Annotated in this window: 33 protein-coding genes; all 33 read right to left on the bottom strand. The window is 42.1% G+C overall.

Annotation, left to right across the window (positions count from 1 at the left end):
• Window positions 1–2: 2 nt before the first annotated feature.
• Window positions 3–611 (bottom strand): 30S ribosomal protein S4, encoded by a 609-nt coding sequence (gene rpsD, locus F0475_RS08740; protein WP_155716319.1) that lies wholly within the window; start codon window positions 609–611, stop codon window positions 3–5.
• Between the two features lie 37 nt (window positions 612–648).
• Window positions 649–1,038, bottom strand: coding sequence for a 30S ribosomal protein S11 (gene rpsK / locus F0475_RS08735; protein WP_007368862.1), 390 nt, complete (start codon window positions 1,036–1,038; stop codon window positions 649–651).
• Window positions 1,039–1,058: 20 nt separating this feature from the next.
• Window positions 1,059–1,439 (bottom strand): 30S ribosomal protein S13, encoded by a 381-nt coding sequence (rpsM, locus tag F0475_RS08730; protein WP_004361628.1) that lies wholly within the window; start codon window positions 1,437–1,439, stop codon window positions 1,059–1,061.
• A 97-nt stretch (window positions 1,440–1,536) separates the two neighbouring features.
• A complete protein-coding gene (gene rpmJ, locus F0475_RS08725; protein ID WP_004352823.1) occupies window positions 1,537–1,653 on the bottom strand; it encodes a 50S ribosomal protein L36 in 117 nt (38 codons plus the stop codon).
• 13 nt (window positions 1,654–1,666) lie between these two features.
• Window positions 1,667–1,885 (bottom strand): translation initiation factor IF-1, encoded by a 219-nt coding sequence (gene infA / locus F0475_RS08720; RefSeq protein ID WP_004352768.1) that lies wholly within the window; start codon window positions 1,883–1,885, stop codon window positions 1,667–1,669.
• Window positions 1,886–1,888: 3 nt separating this feature from the next.
• The gene (map, locus tag F0475_RS08715; protein WP_155716318.1) at window positions 1,889–2,692 is read right to left on the bottom strand and encodes a type I methionyl aminopeptidase; all 804 of its coding nucleotides are present in this window, start codon (window positions 2,690–2,692) and stop codon (window positions 1,889–1,891) included.
• Window positions 2,693–2,708: 16 nt separating this feature from the next.
• Window positions 2,709–4,049, bottom strand: coding sequence for a preprotein translocase subunit SecY (gene secY / locus F0475_RS08710; protein WP_009435221.1), 1,341 nt, complete (start codon window positions 4,047–4,049; stop codon window positions 2,709–2,711).
• Window positions 4,050–4,053: 4 nt separating this feature from the next.
• Window positions 4,054–4,500: a 50S ribosomal protein L15 gene (gene rplO / locus F0475_RS08705; protein WP_155716317.1), complete on the bottom strand. Its 447-nt coding sequence runs from the start codon at window positions 4,498–4,500 to the stop codon at window positions 4,054–4,056.
• Window positions 4,501–4,526: 26 nt separating this feature from the next.
• Window positions 4,527–4,703, bottom strand: a complete 177-nt coding sequence (gene rpmD, locus F0475_RS08700) for a 50S ribosomal protein L30 (protein ID WP_004361623.1) — start codon at window positions 4,701–4,703, stop codon at window positions 4,527–4,529.
• Window positions 4,704–4,722: 19 nt separating this feature from the next.
• Complete coding sequence (gene rpsE / locus F0475_RS08695; RefSeq protein WP_004361622.1) at window positions 4,723–5,235, bottom strand: 30S ribosomal protein S5; 513 nt, start codon at window positions 5,233–5,235, stop codon at window positions 4,723–4,725.
• Between the two features lie 6 nt (window positions 5,236–5,241).
• A complete protein-coding gene (gene rplR, locus F0475_RS08690; protein ID WP_004352769.1) occupies window positions 5,242–5,586 on the bottom strand; it encodes a 50S ribosomal protein L18 in 345 nt (114 codons plus the stop codon).
• A 21-nt stretch (window positions 5,587–5,607) separates the two neighbouring features.
• Window positions 5,608–6,174 (bottom strand): 50S ribosomal protein L6, encoded by a 567-nt coding sequence (gene rplF, locus F0475_RS08685; RefSeq protein ID WP_009012402.1) that lies wholly within the window; start codon window positions 6,172–6,174, stop codon window positions 5,608–5,610.
• Between the two features lie 14 nt (window positions 6,175–6,188).
• Window positions 6,189–6,584, bottom strand: a complete 396-nt coding sequence (gene rpsH / locus F0475_RS08680) for a 30S ribosomal protein S8 (protein ID WP_155716316.1) — start codon at window positions 6,582–6,584, stop codon at window positions 6,189–6,191.
• 125 nt (window positions 6,585–6,709) lie between these two features.
• A complete protein-coding gene (gene rpsN / locus F0475_RS08675) occupies window positions 6,710–7,012 on the bottom strand; it encodes a 30S ribosomal protein S14 (protein WP_004361619.1) in 303 nt (100 codons plus the stop codon).
• 5 nt (window positions 7,013–7,017) lie between these two features.
• On the bottom strand, window positions 7,018–7,572 hold the full coding sequence (rplE, locus tag F0475_RS08670) for a 50S ribosomal protein L5 (RefSeq protein WP_004361618.1): 555 nt from the start codon (window positions 7,570–7,572) through the stop codon (window positions 7,018–7,020).
• The gene (gene rplX / locus F0475_RS08665; protein ID WP_004383897.1) at window positions 7,572–7,889 is read right to left on the bottom strand and encodes a 50S ribosomal protein L24; all 318 of its coding nucleotides are present in this window, start codon (window positions 7,887–7,889) and stop codon (window positions 7,572–7,574) included. The genes rplE and rplX overlap by 1 nt, the downstream gene beginning before the upstream one ends.
• A gap of 20 nt (window positions 7,890–7,909) precedes the next feature.
• The gene (gene rplN, locus F0475_RS08660; protein WP_004352833.1) at window positions 7,910–8,275 is read right to left on the bottom strand and encodes a 50S ribosomal protein L14; all 366 of its coding nucleotides are present in this window, start codon (window positions 8,273–8,275) and stop codon (window positions 7,910–7,912) included.
• A gap of 2 nt (window positions 8,276–8,277) precedes the next feature.
• Window positions 8,278–8,544 (bottom strand): 30S ribosomal protein S17, encoded by a 267-nt coding sequence (rpsQ, locus tag F0475_RS08655; protein WP_004361615.1) that lies wholly within the window; start codon window positions 8,542–8,544, stop codon window positions 8,278–8,280.
• Window positions 8,545–8,546: 2 nt separating this feature from the next.
• Window positions 8,547–8,741: a 50S ribosomal protein L29 gene (gene rpmC, locus F0475_RS08650; protein WP_155716315.1), complete on the bottom strand. Its 195-nt coding sequence runs from the start codon at window positions 8,739–8,741 to the stop codon at window positions 8,547–8,549.
• Between the two features lie 5 nt (window positions 8,742–8,746).
• Entirely contained in the window at window positions 8,747–9,175 is a 429-nt protein-coding gene (gene rplP, locus F0475_RS08645; protein ID WP_004361613.1) for a 50S ribosomal protein L16, read from the bottom strand.
• 14 nt (window positions 9,176–9,189) lie between these two features.
• Entirely contained in the window at window positions 9,190–9,918 is a 729-nt protein-coding gene (gene rpsC, locus F0475_RS08640; protein ID WP_004352815.1) for a 30S ribosomal protein S3, read from the bottom strand.
• A gap of 8 nt (window positions 9,919–9,926) precedes the next feature.
• On the bottom strand, window positions 9,927–10,340 hold the full coding sequence (gene rplV, locus F0475_RS08635; protein ID WP_155716314.1) for a 50S ribosomal protein L22: 414 nt from the start codon (window positions 10,338–10,340) through the stop codon (window positions 9,927–9,929).
• Between the two features lie 36 nt (window positions 10,341–10,376).
• On the bottom strand, window positions 10,377–10,646 hold the full coding sequence (gene rpsS / locus F0475_RS08630) for a 30S ribosomal protein S19 (RefSeq protein WP_004361611.1): 270 nt from the start codon (window positions 10,644–10,646) through the stop codon (window positions 10,377–10,379).
• A 22-nt stretch (window positions 10,647–10,668) separates the two neighbouring features.
• The gene (rplB, locus tag F0475_RS08625) at window positions 10,669–11,496 is read right to left on the bottom strand and encodes a 50S ribosomal protein L2 (RefSeq protein ID WP_004383899.1); all 828 of its coding nucleotides are present in this window, start codon (window positions 11,494–11,496) and stop codon (window positions 10,669–10,671) included.
• Window positions 11,497–11,503: 7 nt separating this feature from the next.
• The gene (gene rplW, locus F0475_RS08620) at window positions 11,504–11,848 is read right to left on the bottom strand and encodes a 50S ribosomal protein L23 (protein WP_009012400.1); all 345 of its coding nucleotides are present in this window, start codon (window positions 11,846–11,848) and stop codon (window positions 11,504–11,506) included.
• 22 nt (window positions 11,849–11,870) lie between these two features.
• Window positions 11,871–12,500, bottom strand: a complete 630-nt coding sequence (gene rplD, locus F0475_RS08615; protein ID WP_004383901.1) for a 50S ribosomal protein L4 — start codon at window positions 12,498–12,500, stop codon at window positions 11,871–11,873.
• On the bottom strand, window positions 12,500–13,114 hold the full coding sequence (rplC, locus tag F0475_RS08610) for a 50S ribosomal protein L3 (protein WP_009435213.1): 615 nt from the start codon (window positions 13,112–13,114) through the stop codon (window positions 12,500–12,502). Before rplC ends, rplD begins: the two co-directional genes overlap by 1 nt.
• A 71-nt stretch (window positions 13,115–13,185) precedes the next feature.
• Window positions 13,186–13,491, bottom strand: coding sequence for a 30S ribosomal protein S10 (rpsJ, locus tag F0475_RS08605; protein WP_004352787.1), 306 nt, complete (start codon window positions 13,489–13,491; stop codon window positions 13,186–13,188).
• 87 nt (window positions 13,492–13,578) lie between these two features.
• Window positions 13,579–15,696 (bottom strand): elongation factor G, encoded by a 2,118-nt coding sequence (gene fusA, locus F0475_RS08600; protein ID WP_155716313.1) that lies wholly within the window; start codon window positions 15,694–15,696, stop codon window positions 13,579–13,581.
• Window positions 15,697–15,724: 28 nt separating this feature from the next.
• A complete protein-coding gene (rpsG, locus tag F0475_RS08595; RefSeq protein WP_008821977.1) occupies window positions 15,725–16,201 on the bottom strand; it encodes a 30S ribosomal protein S7 in 477 nt (158 codons plus the stop codon).
• 220 nt (window positions 16,202–16,421) lie between these two features.
• On the bottom strand, window positions 16,422–16,805 hold the full coding sequence (rpsL, locus tag F0475_RS08590) for a 30S ribosomal protein S12 (RefSeq protein WP_004335835.1): 384 nt from the start codon (window positions 16,803–16,805) through the stop codon (window positions 16,422–16,424).
• 213 nt (window positions 16,806–17,018) lie between these two features.
• The gene (locus F0475_RS08585; RefSeq protein ID WP_155716312.1) at window positions 17,019–17,405 is read right to left on the bottom strand and encodes a DUF1634 domain-containing protein; all 387 of its coding nucleotides are present in this window, start codon (window positions 17,403–17,405) and stop codon (window positions 17,019–17,021) included.
• A 1-nt stretch (window position 17,406) separates the two neighbouring features.
• Window positions 17,407–18,243 carry a sulfite exporter TauE/SafE family protein gene (locus F0475_RS08580; protein WP_009435170.1) on the bottom strand — a complete coding sequence of 279 codons (837 nt, stop codon included), beginning with the start codon at window positions 18,241–18,243 and terminating at the stop codon, window positions 17,407–17,409.
• Between the last annotated feature and the right edge of the window lie 331 nt (window positions 18,244–18,574).

The raw sequence follows: 18,574 nt of genomic DNA, 5'->3' as shown, positions 1-18,574 counted from the left end.
TTTTATTGTTTAGAGTACAACTCAACGATTAACTGCTCCTTAATGTTCTCTGGGATGTCAGCACGATCTGGACGATGAAGGAACTTACCGCACTTAGTGTTATCATCCCACTCAAGCCAAGGATACTTGCTGTGGTTAAAGCCTGCCAAAGCAGCCTCGATAACCTCAAGTGACTTAGCCTTCTCACGAACGCCTACTACATCACCAGCCTTTACCTGATAAGAAGCAATATTTACGACATTACCGTTAACAACAATATGCTTGTGGCTAACGAGCTGACGTGCAGCTGCACGAGTAGGAGCGATACCAAGACGGAACACTACATTATCCAAACGGCTCTCAAGGCTCTGAAGAAGAACTTCACCAGTGATACCGTCTGCCTTAGCAGCCTTGTCGAAAAGATTACGGAACTGACGCTCCAAAACGCCATAAGTGTATTTAGCCTTCTGCTTCTCTGCAAGCTGAGCACCATACTCAGATACCTTGCGACGACGATTATTGCCGTGCTGCCCTGGAGGGAAGTTTCTCTTAGCTAATACCTTATCTGCGCCGAAAATTGGCTCACCGAAACGGCGTGCAATTCGTGATTTTGGACCTATGTATCTTGCCATAATTAATATGAATTCTTTTAATTGTTATAAGATGTGATTATACACGACGACGCTTTGGAGGACGACAGCCATTGTGTGGCAACGGAGTAACGTCTACGATTTCAGTTACCTGAATACCTGCTGCGTTCACCGCACGAATAGCACTCTCACGACCATTACCTGGACCCTTTACGTATGCCTTAACCTTACGAAGACCAAGATCAAAAGCTACCTTTGAGCAATCTTCTGCTGCCATCTGAGCAGCGTAAGGAGTATTCTTCTTTGATCCACGGAATCCCATCTTACCAGCCGAAGACCAAGAGATAACCTGACCCTCGTTGTTAGCCAAAGATACAATGATGTTATTAAATGAGCTGTGCACGTGGAGCTGTCCCAACGCGTCAACTCTTACATTTCTTTTCTTAGATGTTGCTGATTTCTTTGCCATAATTAATTTCCTCCTTAGAATTACTTAGTAGCCTTCTTCTTATTAGCAACAGTCTTCTTCTTTCCCTTACGGGTACGAGCATTGTTCTTAGTACTCTGACCGCGAACAGGAAGACCATTACGATGTCTAACACCACGATAGCAACCTATATCCATGAGGCGCTTGATGTTCATCTGGATCTCAGAACGGAGATCACCTTCAACTTTGAATTCAGCACCGATAATTTCACGGATCTTGGCTGCCTGGTCATCAGACCACTCGCTGACCTTCAGGTCACGGCTAATACCAGCCTTATCCAATATCTTTGCTGAACTACTTCGACCAATACCATAGATATAGGTCAATGCGATTTCGCCACGCTTATTCTGGGGCAAATCTACTCCAACAATTCTTATTGCCATTGTTTGATAATTAAAAAATTAATGTCATTTTGCGCTAAAAAGCACGCAAAGGTAAGCATAATTTACGAGAGAGCTTACCTCTTTACGCTTTTTTAACTTAACCCTGACGCATTTTAAACTTAGGGTTTTTCTTGTTAATAACGAACAGACGACCCTTACGACGAACTATCTTACAGTCGGCTGTACGCTTCTTTAATGATGCTCTTGTTTTCATATCTCTATGTTGTTTATTTGTATCTGAAAACGATTCGACCCTTAGTTAGGTCATATGGACTCATCTCAACCTTCACCTTATCACCAGGAAGAATTTTGATGTAGTGCATTCTCATCTTACCGGAAATATGAGCAGTGATATCTACACCATTCTCTAATTCTACGCGGAACATCGCATTTGAAAGCGCTTCGAGAATTGTTCCATCCTGCTCTATCGCAGTTTGCTTTGCCATAAACTAATTAAAATTTTGTCCTTCTAAATGTTCAACTTCCTCAAACGAAGATAAAATATCAGCCTTGCCAGCTCTTATGGCAATAGTATGCTCAAAGTGTGCTGCTGGACGATGATCACGTGTAACAATGCTCCAACGATCTGGCAATAATCCGATTTCTCGATTACCCATTGTAACCATAGGTTCTATCGCAATACACATTCCTGCTTTGAGTAAAACACCAGTTCCCCTCTTTCCGTAATTAGGAATTGAAGGATCTTCATGCATCTCTCGTCCAATACCATGTCCTGTTAACTCGCGAACAATACCATAACCTTGTGCTTGGCAATATTCCTGAATAACATGACCAATGTCTCCAACATGATGACCAGCTTCTGCCACTTCGATACCCTTATAAAGTGATTCCTTCGTTGCTCGAAGCAAATTCATTATATCTTCACTTACTTCTCCAACACAGAAAGTATAACAACTATCACCATTGAAGCCATTAAGCAAAGCCCCACAATCAATTGAAATTATATCTCCATCCTTCAGTACAACATCTTCACTAGGAACACCATGTACGACGACATCATTAACAGACGCACATATACTTCCAGGGAAAGGTGTACCATAAGAACTTGGAAAACCTTTGAATGTAGGTATGGCACCATTGTCACAAATAAACTCTTCAGCTATTTTATCTAACTGGAGAGTTGAGACACCTGGCTTAACATGACGACCAACTTCTGCCAGAGTTTTACCTACCAGCAGGTTGGCCTCACGCATAAGTTCTATTTCATCTTCTGTCTTTAGAAATATATTCATTCCCTAAGATAAAGATTTAATAAGCCGCAACTCCAGTATTGCTACGTGTATGCCCAGAATTAAGCAGTCCATCATAATGGCGCATCATTAAATGTGACTCAATCTGCTGAAGTGTATCTATAACTACACCAACAAGAATCAACAATGACGTACCACCAAAGAACTGACCAAAAGCACTCTGAACATTCAAGAAACCAACTAATGCAGGCATAATAGCAATAAAAGCTATGAATAAAGAGCCAGGCCCTGTTATACGTGACATAACAGTGTCAATATAGTCAGCAGTATCCTTACCAGGTTTAACTCCTGGAATAAATCCATTGTTTCGCTTCATATCCTCAGCCATTTGAGTCGGATTCAATGTAATAGCTGTATAGAAATAAGTAAACAAAATGATAAGGACTACATAAACAATATTGTAAGCCAAACTCTTTGTATCCATAAGAGACTGGAGTACAGAACTACCATTGTCCGTTGAATATTGAACTATAGCCAAAGGAATAAACATTAAAGCCTGAGCAAAAATAATGGGCATTACATTGGCTGCAAATAGTTTCAATGGGATATACTGACGTGCTCCACCATATTGTTTATTTCCCACAACACGTTTAGCATATTGTACAGGAACCTTACGTGTACCTTGCACTAGTAGAATAGATGCACATACAACAGCATACAAGATAATCAGTTCGACGATAAACATAACTAAACCACCACTTGTAATTGCTGTAAATCTACTACTAACTTCTTGTATAAAAGCTTGTGGTAGACGAGCTATGATACCAATCATAATAATAAGAGAGATACCATTTCCAACTCCTTTATCTGTAATGCGCTCACCAAGCCATAATATGAACATAGACCCTGCTGCTAGTATTACAGTCGCAGGAATCATAAATGTAGTCCAATCAACACCTGTAGCAAGTGCTCCAGAGGCCTGCATCTTTAAGTTCATTAGGTAAGACGGTGCCTGAAACAATAGAATAACTACTGTCAGGACACGCGTATACCAATTAATTTTCTTATGACCACTCTCGCCTTCACGCTGCATCTTTTGGAAATAAGGAACAGCAACAGCTAGGAGCTGCATAACAATAGAAGCTGAGATATATGGCATAATTCCTAATGCGAAGATTGACGCATGGGAGAATGCACCACCGGAGAACATATCCAAAAGCGACATAAGACCGCCGGCTGTCTGCGACTGCAATTTCTCTAATAAGGCTGGATTGATACCTGGGAGTACTACAAACGAGCCGAATCGATAAATAGCTGTAAACAGAATCGTTATTAGAAGTCTCTGACGTAGGTCTTCAACTTTCCAACAGTTCTTCAGTGTCTCAATAAACTTTTTCATTAACTTAGATTATAGTTGTGTTACCACCTACTGCCTTAATAGCTTCTTCAGCAGTCTTAGAGAAAGCATTTGCTGAAACTTCCAACTGAGCCTTCAATTCTCCATTACCGAGAACCTTAACAAGTTCCTTACCATTGGTAAGTCCAGCAGCCTTAAGCTCCTCAACACCAATCTTAGTAAGATTGTTCTTCTCAGCAAGTGCCTGAAGAGTAGAAAGATTTACAGCGAAATATTCCTTGTGGTTGATGTTCTTGAAACCAGCCTTCGGTACACGACGCTGGAGAGGCATCTGACCACCCTCAAAGCCAATCTTCTTCTTATAACCAGAACGTGACTTTGCACCCTTGTGACCACGAGTAGAAGTACCACCGAGTCCAGAACCTGGACCACGACCAATACGACGACGTGAATGTGTAGAGCCAACAGCTGGTTTCAAATTATTTAATTTCATAATTACTGTTTTCTTTAAAAGATTAATTAATCAATTACTGATACCAGGTGATGCACCTTACGGATCATACCGCGGCAGCTTGGAGTATCCTCTACCTCAACAACCTGAGAAATCTTACGAAGTCCCAATGCCTGCAAAGTTTCCTTCTGGTCCTTAGGAGCACCAATACGGCTCTTAATCTGCTTAATCTTAATTGTTGCCATAATTTAATACCTCCTAAAATTAACCGTTAAATACTTTATCCATGCTGATACCACGCTCACCAGCGATTGTATATGCATCACGCATATCAGCGAGCGCAGCGATAGTAGCCTTTACAAGGTTATGAGGGTTAGAAGAACCCTTTGACTTTGCAATCACGTCAGTAACACCTGCGCTCTCAAGAACAGCACGCATAGCACCACCGGCCTTCAAACCAGTACCGGCTGCAGCTGGCTTAAGGAGAACATGAGCACCGCTAAAGCGAGCTTCTGCCTCATGAGGAACAGTACCCTTCAAAACAGGAACCTTAACAAGGTTCTTCTTTGCTGAATCTGTACCCTTCTGGATAGCAGCAGTAACCTCACCAGCCTTACCAAGACCCCAGCCAATAACGCCCTTACCGTCACCTACAACGACGATAGCTGCGAATGTGAAAGTACGACCACCCTTTGTAACCTTAGTTACACGGTTGATAGCAACCAAGCGATCTTTCAGTTCTACATCACTATTTACTTTTACTCTATTCATTGCCATAATCGTTTAGAATTTAAGTCCTCCCTCACGTGCAGCATCAGCCAAAGCCTGTACACGTCCGTGATAGAGATAACCGTTACGGTCAAAAACAACCTGCTCTACGCCAGCAGCCTTAGCATGCTCAGCAACAAGTGCACCTACCTTCTTAGCCTGATCTATCTTAGCCATCTTCTCAAGGCCAAGTGAAGAAGCAGAAGCGAGGGTTGTTCCTGTCAGATCGTTAATAACCTGTGCATAAATCTGCTTATTACTGCGGAAAACGCTCAAACGTGGGCGCTCAGCAGTACCGTTCACACTCTTACGAATGCGGAACTTTATCTTAATTCTTCTTTGTTCTTTCTTTGTTGTCATAATCGTAATGATGAATTAAAGTTACTTAGCTGCAGCTGTCTTACCAGACTTTCTGCGAATAACCTCACCCTGGAACAGGACACCCTTACCCTTGTAAGGCTCAGGCTTACGGAAAGAACGAATCTTTGCACAGATGAGACCAAGCAGCTGCTTGTCAGCTGATTCAAGAGTGATGATTGGATTCTGGTTACGCTCGCTCTTTGTCTCAACCTTAACTTCTGAAGGAAGCTGAATAAAGATTGGGTGAGTATAACCAAGAGAGAACTCTACCAAGTTGCCCTGGTTAGAAACACGATAACCTACACCAACAAGCTCCAATGTCTTTTTGTAACCTTCACTTACACCAACAACCATGTTGTTAACAAGTGAACGATAAAGACCATGGAAAGCCTGCTTCTGCTTGTAGTTTACTGGGCTATTCTCATCAATTTCGAATGTTACCTGACCGTCCTCGATGATAGTCTTAATAGAAGAATCTACCTTCTGAGAAAGTTCACCCTTAGGACCCTTTACTGTGACAACACCATTGTTAAGAGCAACTGTAACGCCAGCTGGAACACTAATTGGCAATTTTCCTATTCTTGACATATTCAATCCTCCAATTAATAAACATAGCAAAGAACCTCACCACCAATCTTCTCAGCAGCAGCCTCTTTGTCTGTCATTACACCTTTAGACGTGGAAAGAATTGCAATTCCAAGTCCGTTAATTACTCTCGGCATGTCTTTATAACCAGTATACTGGCGAAGACCTGGGGTAGAAACACGCTTCAACTTCTTGATAGCGCTCTGCTTTGTTACAGGGTCGTACTTCAATGCGACCTTGATTGAGCCTTGGGGACCATCCTCGATGAACTTGTAGTTCAAGATGTAACCCTTCTCGAAGAGAATCTTTGTAATAGACTTCTTCAAGTTAGACGCAGGAACATCAACAACACGGTGATGAGCCATGATTGCGTTTCTGAGTCTTGTCAGATAATCTGCTATTGGATCTGTCATAAAATATAAATGTTTAATTAATCGGGACTACCCCGACAATATTAAAAAATCGCTTGAAAGCGGATAATGAGCTGCAAAGATACAAAATCTTTTTCACAATTCACTATCCGCGTCGATATATTTGTTTACCAGCTTGCCTTCTTTACACCTGGAATGAGTCCCTGAGATGCCATCTCACGGAACTGAATACGAGAGAGACCGAACTGACGAATGTAACCCTTTGGACGTCCTGTTATCTTGCAACGATTGTGCAAACGGATAGGATTAGCATTCTTAGGAATAGACTGCAACTTGCGAGCAGCCTCATAAGCCTCTTCAGGATCATTTGAAGTAGCGATAATCTTTTTCAGAGCTGCGCGTTTCTCAGCATAACGAGCTACAAGCTTTGCACGCTTTACCTCGCGAGCTTTCATTGATTCTTTTGCCATATCAATTAATCGTTTTTAGCATTCTTGAATGGAAGTCCGAAGCCCTTCAGCAAAGCATAACCTTCTTCATCAGTCTTAGCTGATGTTACAAAGGTAATGTTCATACCCTGGATGCGGTCAACCTGATCGATATTAATCTCTGGGAAAATAATCTGCTCGGTGATACCGAGAGTATAATTTCCACGACCATCGAACTTGCTCTCGATACCCTTGAAGTCACGGATACGTGGCAAAGATACGCGAACGAGTTTCTCGAGGAACTCATACATACGCTCACGACGCAGAGTTACCATAACGCCAATAGGCATCTTCTTACGCAACTTGAAGTTTGCAATATCCTTTTTAGAATATGTTGCAACAGCCTTCTGACCTGTGATAGAAGAAATCTCGTTCACTGCAACCTCGATAAGTTTCTTATCCTGAGTTGCATCACCAAGACCCTGATTGATAACAATCTTCTTCAAAACAGGAACCTGCATAGCTGAAGAATAGTTAAACTGCTTCTGCAAAGCAGGAGCAATCTGCTCCTTATACTGTTTCTTTAACTGAGCTGTATTCATTACTTAATTTCCTCCCCTGACTTTTTAGCGATACGCTTAACAGTCTTGCCTTCACGCTCAATCTTGATACGTGTAGCCTTACCGCTCTTCGGATCGATGAGACTTAAATTTGAGATATGAATTGCAGCCTCCTGCTTAATGATACCACCCTGTGGGTTAGCAGCAGAAGGTTTTGTGCTTTTAGAGACCATATTCAAGCCCTCTACAATAGCACGTTCCTTATCTGCGATGACCTTAAGCACCTTTCCAGTCTTGCCCTTATCTGCACCAGCAAGAACAATGACCTGATCGTCTTTCTTTATATGGAATTTTGCCATTTTATTATTCTATTTAATAATTAAAGAACCTCAGGTGCCAAAGAAACGACCTTCATATTCACTGCACGCAGCTCACGAGCAACAGGACCGAAGATACGGCTACCACGAATTTCGCCTGCGTTGTTCAGTAATACACATGCATTATCATCGAAGCGGATGTATGAACCATCAGCACGACGAATCTCCTTCTTTGTGCGAACGATCAAAGCCTTTGATACTGCACCCTTTTTCAATTCACTTGATGGGATGACGTTTTGTACAGCAACTACGATAACGTCACCAACACTTGCGTAACGACGGCCAGTACCACCGAGTACACGAATGCACTTAGCTTCACGAGCACCGCTGTTATCACATACTGTAAGTTTTGATTCTGTCTGTATCATAATTACTTAGCTTTTTCTACAATTTGAACTAATCTCCATCTCTTTGTCTTAGAAAGAGGACGAGTCTCCATAATGAGAACTGTATCACCTACATTAGCCTCATTCTTCTCGTCATGAGCATGGTACTTCTTTGTCTTCTGGACAAACTTACCATAAATAGGGTGCTTCTCCTTGAACTTAGCTGCAATAACGATGGTTTTATCCATTTTGTTGCTGATAACGACACCCTGTCTTACTTTTCTTAAATTTCTTGTTTCCATCTGGACCATTGTTATTTATTAAGTTCTCTCTGAGAAAGTTCTGTTTTCATACGTGCAATATCACGACGAGCGGCCTTAATCTGAGATGGATTCTCAAGTGGAGTAATCTGATGATTCAGCTTCATCTTAGCAAGAGCTGTCTCAGCATTCTCAATCTTCTCAACCAAATCCTTGGTATCGAGTTCTTTTACTTCTTTAATCTTCATCTTTCTTAAGCGTTTTTATCGAAATCACGTCTAACAATAAACTTTGTCTTTACAGGCAGCTTCTGTGCAGCGAGACGAAGAGCCTCCTTTGCAATATCAAAGCTTACGCCCTCTACTTCAAAGAGAACACGACCTGGAGTAACTGGTGCAACCCATCCTGCTGGATCACCCTTACCTTTACCCATACGAACATCGGCAGGCTTACGAGTGATTGGCTTATCAGGGAAGATGCGGATCCAGACCTGGCCCTGACGGTTCATATAGCGGTTTACTGCTATACGAGCGGCCTCAATCTGACGGCTGTCGATCCACTTAGCCTCAAGTGTCTTGATGCCGAATGAGCCGAAAGCCAGCTGTGTACCTCTGTGGGCGTTGCCTTTATTGCCACGTCCGTCTTGAGGTCTTCTATATTTTACTCTTTTTGGCTGTAACATGATAGCTTCTTCTTTTAACGGTTATTGTTTCTTCTACGATTACCTCTTCCAGAACGGCCACCATTGTTAGAACGGCCATTGCTCTTCTCCTGAGTAAAGTTAGGAGTAAGATCTACCTTGTTGTAAACTTCACCACGGCAAATCCATACCTTAATACCCAGCAGACCAACCTTTGTAAGGGCTTCTGTCTGACAATAATCGATGTCTGCACGGAATGTATGCAAAGGAGTACGACCCTCTTTGAACATTTCCTTACGAGCCATTTCGGCACCGTTCAGACGACCTGTAATTTGAACTTTGATACCCTCAGCACCAGCACGCATAGTGTTAGCGACTGCCATCTTGATAGCACGACGGTAAGCAATCTTACCCTCTACCTGGCGAGCGATATTGTTACCAACGATGTTTGCATCAAGTTCAGGTTTCTTAACCTCGAAGATATTAATCTGAATCTCCTTCTTGAAAAGGTTCTTCAACTCTTCTTTAAGCTTATCAACATCCTGACCACCTTTACCGATAACGATACCCGGACGAGCGGTGCAAATAGTAATGGTGACGAGCTTCAATGTGCGCTCAATGACAATACGGGAAACGCTTGCTTTTTCCAAACGCTTGTTCAGGTAAGTACGAATCTTACGATCCTCTACGAGATTATCCCCGAAATTCTTGCCACCGAACCAATTTGACTCCCAACCGCGGATGATACCAAGACGGTTGCTAATTGGATTAACTTTCTGTCCCATTCTACTATTTATTTATCATCATTATTAGCGTCATTCTTTGAATCAACGAAAAGAGTGACGTGGTTAGAACGTTTGCGGATTCTGTAGCCACGGCCCTGTGGTGCAGGACGCATGCGCTTCATTGTAACGCCTTCATCAACGAAGATCTTAGAGATATAAAGTTCACCGTCTTCAGCCTTGCGGTCATTCTTTGTCTCCCAGTTGTTGATAGCTGAACGCAGAAGTTTCTCAACGTTCTGAGCTGCAGCCTTCTTGGAGAATCTCAGCACGCCAAGGGCACGATTGACTTCCATACCACGAACCAAGTCTACTACATAGCGCATCTTACGTGGAGAAGAAGGACAGTCCTTGAGCTTTGCAAAATACTGGCTTTTCAAAGCTTCTTTACGAGCTTCAGCCTTTATATGTTTTCTTGCTCCCATTATATTTTTCTATTTTCTAAATGGATTATGACCTGCTTACCTCTTATTATTACCAGAGTGACCACCGAAACGGCGTGTAGGGCTGAACTCTCCGAGCTTGTGACCTACCATGTTCTCAGTAATGTAAACAGGGATAAATTTATTTCCGTTATGAACTGCAACAGTGTGACCCACAAAATCAGGGGAAATCATTGATGCTCTGGCCCATGTCTTAACTACATTCTGCTTACCACTCTCATTCATAGCAAGAATCTTCTTCTCGAGTGATACGTTGATGTATGGACCTTTTTTTAATGAACGACTCATAATTTACTCTTAATTACTTTGATTACTTCTTGTTAGCTCTCTCAATAATGTACTTGTTTGAAAGCTTCTTAGGTGCACGAGTCTTAAGACCCTTAGCGTACAAGCCCTTACGTGAACGTGGATGACCACCAGACTGGCGACCTTCACCACCACCCATTGGGTGATCAACAGGGTTCATAACAACACCACGGTTGTGAGGACGACGACCCAACCAACGAGAGCGACCAGCCTTACCAGACTGCTCAAGAGCGTGATCAGAGTTACCTACACTACCTACAGTTGCCTTACAAGCTGACAAAATCTGGCGTGTTTCACCAGAAGGGAGCTTGATAACACAATAACTGCCTTCACGAGAAGTAAGCTGAGCAAAATTACCAGCCGAACGAACGAGCAATGCACCCTGACCTGGACGTAACTCAATGTTATGAATTACAGTACCAACAGGAATGTTAGCCAAAGGAAGTGCGTTACCAACCTCAGGTGCTGCCTCAGCACCTGACATTAGTGTTGCACCAACCTGCAGTCCGTTAGGAGCAATAATGTAACGTTTTTCACCATCAGCATAGTATAACAGCGCAATACGAGCTGATCTGTTAGGATCATACTCGATTGTTTTCACTACAGCTGGAACACCATCTTTCTCTCGCTTGAAGTCGATAAGACGATACTTCTTCTTGTGACCACCGCCTATATAGCGGACAGTCATCTTACCGGTGTTGTTTCGACCACCGGTAGAACGTTTACCGTAAACGAGAGACTTCTCTGGCACGGATGCAGTAATATCCTCGAACGTGCCAATAACCTTGTGTCTTTGTCCCGGTGTAACCGGGTTTAATTTACGTACTGCCATTTTTTATTTAAATATTGCTATAAAAATCGATTGAATCGCCATTCTTCAAAGTGACGATAGCCTTCTTGAATGCGTTCTTCTGTCCTTTCACAAGACCTGCCTTGGTATAACGTGCTTGACGCTTACCTGCGTAACGAACGGTATTCACATCTACTACTGTAACGTTGTACAAAGCCTCAACTTCTTTCTTAATCTCAAGCTTGTTGGCCTCAGGCTTAACGATGAAACCATACTTTGGCTGTGCCAAAATAGTTCTCTTCTCACCCTTGTGCTTTACAACCTTATCCTCAGAAGACTTGTCTGTCAACTTGGTCATCTTTTCAGTGACCACTGGTTTAATGATAAATCCCATAATTCTTCTTGTCTCCTAATTATTACTTGGTTAAGATTTCGTCAATAACCTTCAGAGAGTTTTCTGTAATAACTACTACATCAGCATTCAAAACTTTGTATGAATTTACCTGTGAAGCAGTCATAACCTCAGCCTTCTGCAGATTACGAGCTGACAAATATACGTTTTTCTCTACTTCTGGCAAAACGAGAAGGACTTTCTTGCTATCAACTTTAAGATTTTTCGCAATATTTACGAAATCTTTAGTCTTTGGAGCATCAAGATTGAAATCTTCTACTACAACAATAGCATTATCCTGTGCCTTATAAGCCAATGCAGACTTACGAGCAAGAACCTTTACCTTCTTATTCAGCTTGAAGCTGTAATCGCGTGGCTTAGGACCGAATACACGACCACCACCTACGAGGACTGGAGAATTGATATCACCACGACGAGCACCGCCGCCGCCCTTCTGACGACCCAACTTACGAGTAGAACCAGCGTGCTCACTTCTTTCCTTTGACTTAGCTGTACCCTGACGCTGATCAGCGAGATACTGCTTAACTGCGAGATAGAGGACGTGATCGTTAGGCTCAATTCCGAAGATATTCTCGTTAAGAGTTACCTTACGGCCGGTCTCCTGACCTTTGATATCTAATACGTTAATATCCATTACTTCTTAATTATTACGGTTGAACCATTACATCCAGCAACACTACCCTTAACAAGGATAAGATTGTGCTCTGGAATAACCTTTAACACCTGAAGGTTCTGAGTAGTTACTCTGTCGCCTCCCATCTGGCCGCCCATGCGCATGCCCTTGAAGACCTTAGCTGGGTAAGAACAAGCACCAATAGAACCCGGCTTACGAGCGCGGTCATCCTGACCGTGAGTAGACTGACCTACACCACCGAATCCGTGACGCTTTACAACACCTTGGAAACCTTTACCCTTAGATGTACCTACAACGTCTACAAACTTAACGTCATTGAACAATTCAACAGTAATAGTGTCACCGAGGTTATATTCCTCGTCAAACTTGAACTCGGCCAAGTGCTTCTTTGGTGTTGTGCCGGCTTTCTTAAAGTGTCCCTGCTGTGGCTTAGAAGTTCTCTTCTCTTTAGCCTCGCCGAAACCTAACTGAACAGCCTTGTAACCATCCTTTTCTACGGTTTTAACCTGGGTTACAACACAAGGACCAGCTTCGATAACAGTGCACGGAACATTCTTACCGTCGGCACTGAAAACGGATGTCATTCCGATTTTCTTTCCTAATAATCCTGGCATTTCAATTAATGATTTTAAAATGAATGTAAATGCTTTTTGTATTAATTTGTTTCTTATTTGTCAACAGATGACTACACCTTGATTTCAACCTCAACACCTGAAGGCAACTCAAGCTTCATCAAAGCATCAACAGTCTTTGCTGTAGAGCTGTAAATATCGATGAGACGCTTGAAATCTGAGAGCTGGAACTGCTCACGTGACTTCTTGTTAACGAATGTAGAGCGGTTTACAGTGTAAATACGCTTGTGTGTTGGCAATGGAATAGGACCGCTAACAATAGCACCTGTTGCCTTTACAGCCTTCACAATCTTCTCTGCTGACTTGTCAACCAACTGGTGGTCGTAAGACTTCAGCTTAATACGAATCTTCTGACTCATGTTTAATTTATTATTTATTATTAATATACATAAAGGTTGCTCCCTCATAAGAGTCATTCGCTATGAGAGAGCACTTCCTTATATTCTTTACTTAACAAGGTCTGAGTTACCCTTCAACTCATCAAGAATCTCCTTTGCTAGAGAGCTTGATACTGGTGAGTGGTGATCATACTCCATAGAAGAAGTAGCACGACCAGAGGTAATTGTACGGAGAGCAGTTACGTAACCGAACATCTCTGCCAATGGAACCATAGCCTTAACGATACGAGCACCGCTACGAGCTTCTTCCATACCCTGTACAAGACCACGACGCTTATTCAAGTCACCGATAACATCACCCATGTTCTCCTCTGGAGTAACAACCTCTACCTTCATGATAGGCTCCATAAGAACAGGACCAGCCTTAGGACAAAGAACCTTGAATGCTTGATGAGCTACGAGTTCGAATGACAACTGGTCAGAGTCAACTGGGTGGAAAGAACCATCAGTCAAAGTAACCTTAAGACCTGTCAATGGGAAACCACCGAGTACACCACTATTGAGACAGTCTTTGAAACCCTTCTCTACTGATGGAATGAACTCCTTAGGTACGTTACCACCCTTAACGACATTGATAAACTGCAAGTCGCCCTCTTCGTAATCCTCATCTTTTGGCTCGATTGTTACATCGATACAAGCAAACTTACCACGACCACCAGACTGCTTCTTATAAGTCTCACGGCTCTGTGCAGCCTTTGTGATAGCCTCTTTGTAGTTAACCTGTGGCTTACCCTGGTTACACTCTACCTTGAACTCACGCTTCAAACGGTCGATGATAATATCAAGGTGAAGCTCACCCATACCAGAGATAATAGTCTGACCACTCTGCTCGTCAGTACGAACGGTGAATGTTGGATCCTCCTCTGCAAGCTTAGCAAGACCATTATCGAGCTTAGCAACGTCTGCCTGGCTCTTTGGCTCAACTGCAATAGAGATTACAGTATCAGGGAATGTGATAGACTCAAGGATGATTGGTGCATTCTCATCACAGAGGGTATCACCAGTACGAATATCCTTGAAACCTACACCAGCACCGATATCACCTGCGTCGATAGACTCCATAGGGATTTCCTTATTAGAGTTCATCTGGAACAGACGGCTGATACGCTCCTTCTTACCAGAACGTGTATTGAATACATAAGATCCAGCAGAAACCTTACCTGAGTAAACACGGAAGAATACCAAGCGACCCATGAATGGATCCGTAGCAATCTTAAATGCCAACGCTGCAGTAGGCTCGTTCTCGCTTGGCTTACGAGACTCTTCTTCCTCAGTATCTGGATTAACACCTACAATAGCTGGTGTATCCAATGGAGAAGGCAAGAAAGCACAAACATAGTCGAGAAGAGGCTGTACACCCTTGTTCTTATAAGAAGAACCGAGGAGCATTGGGCAGCATTCCATAGAGATACAACCCTTGCGAATAGCAGCAATAATTTTATCCTCTGGAATATCCTGACCTTCAAGATACATCTCCATCAACTCATCGTCGTAGTTAGCTGCACCCTCGAGCAACTTCTCACGCCACTCAGCAGCCTCATCAGCAAGATCTGCTGGGATTTCTTCGATGTCGTATTCAGCACCCATAGTCTCATCGTGCCACAAGATAGCCTTCATCTTGATGAGGTCTATTACACCCTTAAAGTTTTCCTCTGCACCGATAGGAATCTGAATAGCGATTGGGTTAGCACCAAGAATATCCTTCATCTGCTGTACTGTCTCGTAGAAGTCAGCACCAGAGCGGTCCATCTTGTTTACATAACCAATACGTGGAACATTGTACTTATCAGCCTGACGCCATACAGTCTCTGATTGTGGCTGTACACCATCAGCTGCAGAATAAGTAGCAACTGCACCATCAAGAACACGAAGTGAACGCTCTACCTCAGCAGTAAAGTCAACGTGTCCCGGAGTATCAATCAAGTTAATCTTATAAGACTTGCCAAGGTAGTTCCAGTTACATGTTGTAGCAGCAGATGTAATTGTGATACCACGCTCCTGCTCCTGTGCCATCCAGTCCATGGTAGCAGCACCATCATGAACCTCACCAATCTTGTGAGTCTTACCTGTATAAAAAAGAATACGTTCAGATGTTGTCGTCTTACCGGCATCGATGTGTGCCATAATACCGATATTACGAGTCAAATGTAAATCGTGATTTGCCATTTCTTTTTACCTTATTATAATAACTTGATTAGAATCTGAAGTGAGCAAATGCACGGTTAGCCTCAGCCATGCGGTGCATATCTTCCTTACGCTTGTAAGCACCACCTTGGTTATTGAAAGCATCCATAATTTCAGATGCAAGCTTATCTGCCATGCTCTTACCCCCACGCTTACGTGCAAAAGCAATCATATTCTTCATTGACACACTCTCCTTACGATCAGGACGAATCTCTGTTGGTACCTGGAAAGTAGCACCGCCAATACGACGGCTCTTTACCTCTACCTGTGGAGTGATGTTATCAAGAGCCTGCTTCCACACCTCAAGTGGAGACTTCTCTTCATCCTTCATCTTACCGCCTACGATATCGAGGGCTGCATAGAAGATTTCGTATGAGGTATTCTTCTTACCATCATACATCAAATGATTTACGAACTTTGATACCTTCTGATCATTGAACTTTGGATCTGGAAGGATTACACGCTTCTTTGGTTTTGCTTTTCTCATTTTTTATTTTAAACTTTAATTCTGCGGAGGCTGTCGTCTTTCGTTCTTCAACACCCTCTCTTGGGCGTTTACTCAACCTTTGTGATTACAAATCTCCAGCAAAACTGTTTGTTTTTAGTTTATTCTTTTTGAAAGAGCCTTGGAGCATCGACCATCACCGGCCGTTGCACCTCGGCTTTATGGATTGAAGTTTCTTTGTTGCCTTTGAGCAACGCAGATATTACTTCTTAGCTGCCTTTGGACGCTTAGCACCGTACTTAGAACGACGCTGTGTACGATTGGCAACACCTGCGGTATCAAGAGTACCACGAACGATGTGATAACGTACACCAGGAAGGTCCTTCACACGACCACCACGAACGAGAACAATACTATGCTCCTGCAAGTTGTGACCCTCTCCTGGGATGTAAGAGTTAACTTCCTTCTGGTTGGTCAAACGAACACGGGCAACCTTACGCATTGCCGAATTAGGCTTCTTAGGAGTTGTTGTGTAAACACGAACACAAACACCACGACGCTGTGGACAGTTGTCCAAAGCAGGTGACTTGCTCTTGTCTACGATGTCCTTTCTGCCCTTTCTTACTAATTGTGAAATAGTAGGCATAATTTTACTTTTTATTGTTATATATTTATTTTGTTTATTTTCAATCCATTACAAACAAGAGTAAAACGTCTAAGAACGCTATAATTTACTCTATTGTTTCGGGTTGCAAAGGTACGAATATTCCCTCAAATGACCTAATAATAAGAAAAATAATAAGTTCACAAATTACCCACGTTAACAATAAATAACTTTTTACTTATTATTTAACACACCTTACCCCACTCCAACAAGTGAGTTCATGACAATAATGAGGAGAACAATACCCGTTATGACCACATATAGCCAGTCACGTTGGATGCTAAAATCTACCAATGATAATACTACACGCATTACTGGTGTGAGCATAAGGACGACTACGCCTAATTGTACCCAACCTGCAGCTGACAGCGCAAATACCGACTTAAAAATGCCTTCAAAGGTCGTATAACTTTCGGCTCCTTTAGAGAAAACTTTATAATCTGGTAATGCTGATCCCGAAGTACTTACAACATACCATATACCACCTATCAGTGCAATGATACATGCCGTGAAGACTCCAATACGCAAAGTATTGCCTATCAGAGTGTTCATATCATTCTTAGTGTTTCTATTATCTTCCATATTAGAACTTTCCTATTATGCCATTATATATCATGTTTAATGCTGCCAACAATATGGCAACAGCAAATATCTTTCTCAATACTTTCACATCTAAGTGTTTCAGTAACTTTGCTCCACTCATTGCGCCTGCTAACACGCCCACCATTATTGGAAAGGCAAGACCTGGCTCTATATAACCACGCTGTAGATAAACGACGGCGGAGGTTACAGCTGTTACACCTATCATGAAATTACTCGTTGTTGTACTAACCTTAAATGGGACTTTCATACATCCGTCCATAGCCAACACCTTTAATGCTCCACTACCAATTCCTAATAGACCAGACAATGCTCCAGCAAGTACCATCACAGAAAAGCCACCCGACACGTTGGTTAGTTCGTATTTTTGCAACTTCCCTTCCTTCGTAGGATAGGAGCCAAAAAGCTTCAGTTTCATCGCTAATCGACTACCTTTTACATTGACGTAATCGGCTTTCTGACGAAATTGTAAGGCTATTGTGAGAAGGAGAACTGCTCCGAAAACAATAGCTATTCCATTAGTAGGCATCCACAAAGCAACTGCAGCACCAATAACGGCACCAATACTTGTTGCTATCTCAAGAAACATTCCTAACCGAATATTGGTCATTCCTTCTTTTACATAAGCACTAGCCGAACCAGAAGAGGTTGCTATGGAAGCAACCAAAGCAGCTCCAATGGCATAATGGAAGTCGATACCGAAAACTAAAGTGAGTAGAGGGATGACGATTACTCCTCCCCCCAAACCTGTCAAAGAGCCTAACAATCCTGCACAATAGGCTCCTAACAATAAGAGAATAGTAAATACGATAATACTCATTGAGATATTTTTTGTTTGCAAAAGTAAGCAATTACTTCGAAAATTGATAAGTTATTTAAAAAAACAAGCTGTATGACTCAATAGATTGATGAAAGGATAAAAGTAATAAGCTATTTAAAACTTACTAACCTGAAATAATTAAATTCAAAGAATGAAGGTGCAATCACGTCAATCACAAAATCACAATCACAAAATCACAAAATCAATTATGGTAGTATCATGCTTTTTCTTTATATATATAATGTATCATTATATATTATTATTTATTAATAAGGTATTATATTATATATAAGAATCTTTTTTGTATGTTGAAAATCCTTTTTGTGATTTT

This window comes from Prevotella vespertina (genome assembly GCF_009728485.1).
Classification (GTDB): Bacteria; Bacteroidota; Bacteroidia; order Bacteroidales; family Bacteroidaceae; genus Prevotella; species Prevotella vespertina.
Note: the sequence above shows the minus strand (reverse complement) of the source record. Positions and strands in the feature narration are given on the sequence as shown.